5 protein-coding genes and 1 pseudogene are annotated in these 5,458 nt (G+C 36.8%); all 6 read left to right on the forward strand.

Features of this window, described 5'->3' with window-relative positions:
- Positions 1-48 precede the first annotated feature (48 nt).
- The gene (locus tag CXF76_RS00290; protein WP_024590965.1) at positions 49-519 is read left to right on the forward strand and encodes a hypothetical protein; all 471 of its coding nucleotides are present in this window, start codon (positions 49-51) and stop codon (positions 517-519) included.
- Between the two features lie 52 nt (positions 520-571).
- Entirely contained in the window at positions 572-1,048 is a 477-nt protein-coding gene (locus CXF76_RS00295) for a hypothetical protein (RefSeq protein WP_010553857.1), read from the forward strand.
- Between the two features lie 56 nt (positions 1,049-1,104).
- A complete protein-coding gene (locus CXF76_RS00300; protein WP_024608604.1) occupies positions 1,105-1,803 on the forward strand; it encodes a fimbrial biogenesis chaperone in 699 nt (232 codons plus the stop codon).
- Between the two features lie 80 nt (positions 1,804-1,883).
- Positions 1,884-2,525 (forward strand): hypothetical protein, encoded by a 642-nt coding sequence (locus CXF76_RS00305; RefSeq protein ID WP_225305775.1) that lies wholly within the window; start codon positions 1,884-1,886, stop codon positions 2,523-2,525.
- 2 nt (positions 2,526-2,527) lie between these two features.
- A complete protein-coding gene (locus CXF76_RS00310; protein WP_101162768.1) occupies positions 2,528-4,936 on the forward strand; it encodes a fimbria/pilus outer membrane usher protein in 2,409 nt (802 codons plus the stop codon).
- A pseudogene (locus CXF76_RS00315) lies at positions 4,926-5,458 on the forward strand (hypothetical protein); the annotation flags it as partial. The gene CXF76_RS00310 and the pseudogene CXF76_RS00315, both read left to right, overlap by 11 nt.

A 5,458-nucleotide genomic window follows, 5' to 3' on the forward strand; every position in this document is an offset into this window, starting at 1 on the left:
ATAAGATTACTCCTGTCTTAGCTAGGTTGTTCAAAGGAAATGGCGCTGATGAAGAAGCTAACTTGGTTTTTATTATGTTGCTTTGCAATGAATGCATTCAGTAATGATGAAGTAAGTTTAACTCTGGTAGGTCATATTTCACCAGTGTGCGGCTTTACTACTCAAAATAACAACCTTCAGTTTTCTTCAGATGGCCTTGCGAGTACAAAGCTAGTGATTAATTGTAATTCACCTATGCGAGTATCAATGCAATCTGAAAATGGTGGCCTGCGCCACCAGCAAAGTACTCAAATAAATGCTTATAATATTAATTGGTCAATAGAGGGCGTTTCAAGCGACGTTTCCGCAACAGCACTTGAGCTCAAATCTATGTACAATTTTGATGTTGATAAGATTTTATTTAACAGTGTAGCTAAATTACAGTTAAAACTAGATGAGCCTTTAATTTATGCCGGAAGCTACCAGGATGTGCTTCGCATAGAAATGACACCATCGGTTGTATCTGGTGGAGTTTGGTAAACACTAACTATAAAATATAAACAAATATGTCACATGGATAAGGAATATTAAAATGAAAAAGTTAATCGTGTTATCAGCAATTGCAACTCTAACATCTGGCGCAGCATTTGCTGAAAACCTTAATGTTGGTGGTGCAGTGTCATCGGTTTGTGCAGTGAGTAATATTAACACAACACAATTCTTCCAAACATTAACAAATGGTGCGACTAAAAACGTAGGCTTTGATTTGCAATGTAACGATGCCGATGGTGCTACTATGTCATTAACGACATCTGAAGGGCATTTACAGAATGCTGATCAAGAAAATCAAGGTGTTGGCTACACAGCAATGTTAACTGCAGACGCATTTAATTTTACACTTTCAGCTGAAAATGGTCAAAATGATCAGACAGAATCGCAAAGTCAGCCTGGTTCGTCAACGCTTGCTGCAGGAGGAGTCACAGGTAATATTTTATTAACTGTGACTCAAGAGCCTGTTTATGCCGGTACTTATGCAGATACGCTGATGTTGGCAATAACAGCTAACTAATTAGCATAATAAAAGGCAGTAATTACTGCCTTTTAATTTAGCAGGAGGGACTCTATATGCGTTATATCTTTTTAATGATACTTTTACTCAGCTCTTATTCTACACTGGCTTTTCAAGTTAAACCAATGGTCGCAGAGCTTGAATCATCAGGTAGCCAATCACAACAGACAATTCGCATATCAAATCCTTCAGACAGTCCTTTAACTATCGAAATATCTGCTTTTGATTTATTAATTGCACCTAACGGTGATGAAACATTAAAAGCGAACGAAGATGACTTTTTAATTATTCCTATGACTACAATTATTCCGTCCGGGAAAAGTCAATCAGTAATTGTTCGATATATTGGGGAACCAATATTAGAAAATTCGAAAGCGTACCGTGTAGCCATTGATCAGGTATCTGTTGATTTAGAGAAAGCGGGGCAGTCAGGCGTTGGTATGTCAGTTAGCTTTAGGACTTTATTTAATGTGGTGCCTAAAGGTGCTGAGGCAAAATTATTAATTAAAAATAAACGCCAAGTAGATACAGAAACATGGAATGTGCTTCTGGAAAATACAGGCAATAAATATATTCGCTTATCGCAGGCACAGTGGCTTATTAAAGGCGATGATCAAGAGCTATTATTAGAAGGGGCTGAATTGAGTAAAGCACTGACTGGAAAAATTTTATTACCAAAATCTAGCCGTGAGGTCTCAATAAAAATTCCAACAAAATTTAATGCAGCAAGCAGTGATCTAGAGGTCAATTTTTAATGCTGCGGATATGCAGTTACTTTCTTATATATGTAATTGTAATTGTAATTGCACCGACCTTTGCTGTAGAAGTAACGCCTATGGTGGTTACTTTCTCCCCTGATAGTCGTTCAAGTAACGCTTCTAGCTTGGTTCACAATCAGTTACCAAGAGACATTGCTTTTGATATCCAAATTTACGAAATTGACTTTTCTCAAGGCACGCCTAAATTAATTTCTTTAGATGACTCTCCATTGTGGGTTTTTCCTCCATCGCTATTTTTGCAACCAGGGCAAAGCCAGCAGTTGCAATTTAGGTGGTTAGATAAAAAACTTCCTAGTACAGATAAAAGCTATCAAGTTAGTTTGATTGAGCAGCCCATTGCAAACCAGTCTATAAATAAACAGTCACAACTTACGATGCTGTTAAATGTAAATTTAATTGTTCATTTGGATCAACCTCGATTAGTTCCTAAACTGACTATAAAAGAACCTCATGTCGAGGATGGCTTTATCGTCACTGAAGTATTAAATGAAGGAAAAGGGGCAGGACGATTAAGTGATTATGAAATAAAAATCACTAAAAATAAAACCCTGAGCGATCGAATTTTAAAAGATCAATTAAAAGCAAACGGATACGATGTTTTTTTTGCTCCTCATAGCACCAGTGTCATAAAAGTCCCTATGCCACAATCTTTACAGGAAGGAAGTTTAAATCATCTACGTTTAGTGCTGGCTCGCTAGTTATGCGAGTTTTATTATGCATATTTTTATTGAGCTTTACTCAATTATGTTATTCAAAAATTAACCCGTCTAAAAGAACCATCGAACTCAGTGTTGAAGCAGAACTGAATAAAAATGCTATTGGTAAATTAACTCTTGCAGTTGACCCAAATGATAATTTATCACTCAAATGGAGTGAAATTAAAGTTTCATTCGAACGACTTTTATTTTCAGAAGATTTTGATTCTTTAGAGTCTAAAGTTAATAAGAATGTCATTGATACAAAAGCATTAGAGTCATTTGGATATAATATTTCATTCGATATGAGTGATTTTAGCTTAGAAATATCAGTACCTCTTACACTGACTCGCCCTCAACAGCTAAGTTTAAAATCTGATTCAAGGAATTTAACAGCATCGGAACCCGCTAAACTAAGTGGATTTGTTAATGCTTATTCAAGTTATTTTTATCAGCAAGATAAAGGCGAGGACACAACAGATGAGCTCTTAGCTATTCGCTCTGAAATGGTAGTGAGCTGGGAAGGCTGGGTTTTAGAAAACGAAGTGGAGTATTTATCTGAAGTAGCTCCTACTTCATCAAATATTAGGCGCTTAGGTACTCGTATAATACATGACCTACCGCTTAGTGGGTTACGTATATCAGTCGGTGATAATTATAGCTCAGGTAGTTATTTTCAATCAACAGCACGGGTACTAGGTTTGTCGCTTTCACATGATTTTTCGCTAGTTTCTGACAGACCTATCAGACCCAGTGCTTCTCGTAGCTTTACCTTAGAGAGTCCATCCTCTGTAGAGGTGTTAGTTGGCGAGCGGATAGTACAAAAACTTAATTTAGCCGCAGGTATATATTCTCTTGATGATATTCCCCTTAATGAAGGAAGCAATAATATTACTTTGAGGATCACTGATATAGCAGGAGTTGTGCGTTTTGTTGATTTTGACGTAACGACAGGTTTAGATCTTTTTGCTCAAGGGCAACTTGAATATGAGTTTCATTTAGGCGTTCCTTCACGCTTAGGTAGTGAGCTAGATTATGATTACGACGAGCCACTAGCCAGCTTTTATCTTGATTATGGCATTACACCTAGCTGGACAGCGGGTGCGGCAGTACAGGGTGATGAGTATTCTCAGCAGGTTGGTTTTAAAAATATTTATGCAGCTAAAATTGGACAGATTGCGTTTGAAAATGCGATAAGTTTCAATGAAAAAACAGGCCATGCTTATCGCATTGTTTATAGTAACTATAGAAATCATAGTGATAATAACACTGACATTACGGTGGGTTATGAATACTCATCAAGATATTTTACAGGCCTTGGTTATCGGCCTGATTCTCAATCTAGTTCTCGCTTAAGAGAGCATTATATTCAGGCTAATTATAGTTTTTTTTGGGGCGATAATACGCAAACATCTTTTTTTACAAGCTTATCAAGGTCATATGATGAAGCTCAATTTGATAAATCAATTGGGGTTAGTCTTTCTGGTGAGATCGATAATAGCCAATGGAGATATAGTTTAGGTGGGCAGTGGGAGGGTCTCGCTGAAGAAAGTCAATGGGATGTAAGGTTGTCTGTCACTTATAAGTTTTCTAATACTCGACGGGCTAAATTATCTCACCAATCTAGGCGTGACAAAACACGTTTAGAATTCTCTCAAGATAGTAATCAGCGCTATGTTGGAGCTTTGAACATAAGAGCTGGGCTTGAAAAAAATGATCAAAATGAAGCTATTTTTGATTTAAATACTCAATATAACGCGAATCGTTTTGTTATGAACTTTGATCATGGGAGTTTTTACGAGCAATTTAATGAGGACTCAGCTTACCATCAGAGCCGATTAAGCTTGGCGTCAAGTATAGCATTTGCAGATAAGAGTTGGGCTGTTGGGAAACCCATATACGATAGCTTCGCTTTAGTAAAACCTCACTCTAGCCTTAAAGGAAAAAAAGTTATATTGGGGCAATATGAAGATGAATATAGGGCAGATAATGAAGACTTCGAGACTATTTTATTGAACGATATAAGTTCATACGCCTCAACCAACGTTGCAGTCGATATTGATAACTTAGCGCCAGGGTATGATATAGGTTCTGGTATTATTACTCTTTATTCACCTTATCGAACGGGTCATGCAATTACAATAGGGACTGCCGCTAACATATCAGTCATTGCAACGCTGTACGACCAACAAAAAAAGCCACTATCGTTACAGGTTGGAACGGCTATTTGTTTAGATAATAGTAGTAAGAAAGAGCATACATTTTTTACGAATAAAAAAGGACGATTTGCATTAACAGGTTTAACCGCCTGTAATTATGAAATTACACTTAAGAATGCAGAAAAGTCACATTTTACGATTGAAGTATCTGAAGGTGAACAATTACAGCGCAAAGGAGCTATTTATGTACAATAAAAAAGTAAGTTTATTATTGGGTGGTTTAGCACTATTTATTTTTACGCCTTTAATTCATGCGCAATGTGCTGCTAGGTTCGATAAGGTTGAACATATTTATGATGATTTTGAAAGCTACCATGCCTTACAGCAAGTAGACTCTAAGAAAGAGCTACGTATAAGCGTTATTAATGATGAGAGTTGTCAATTACAGCTCTTGATTACAAGTGAGAACCAAGCTCAGTTGAAAGGGCAATTTCAAAGTGTTCCGTACCAAATGCAAAGTATACAGAGTCGGTTAGTTAGCACATCAACTTTAAAGTTGAGCTTTACTAATTCTTCGACGATATTGTCATTACTAATACCATCAGGAACGCCGATTAAAGCTGGTGTCTATACAGATAGACTCCAAATGAAATTATACGATCAGGGGAGCAAGTTGTTAGATGAACGAGAATATAGCATTCAAGAAAATATTGCGCCTAGAACAAGTCTTTCTGTACTTGGGTATAATACATTTTCAAATACTATTAATTTGGGAGA

The organism is Pseudoalteromonas sp. 78C3 (genome assembly GCF_002836695.1).
In the GTDB taxonomy this organism is placed as follows: domain Bacteria; phylum Pseudomonadota; class Gammaproteobacteria; order Enterobacterales; family Alteromonadaceae; genus Pseudoalteromonas; species Pseudoalteromonas arctica.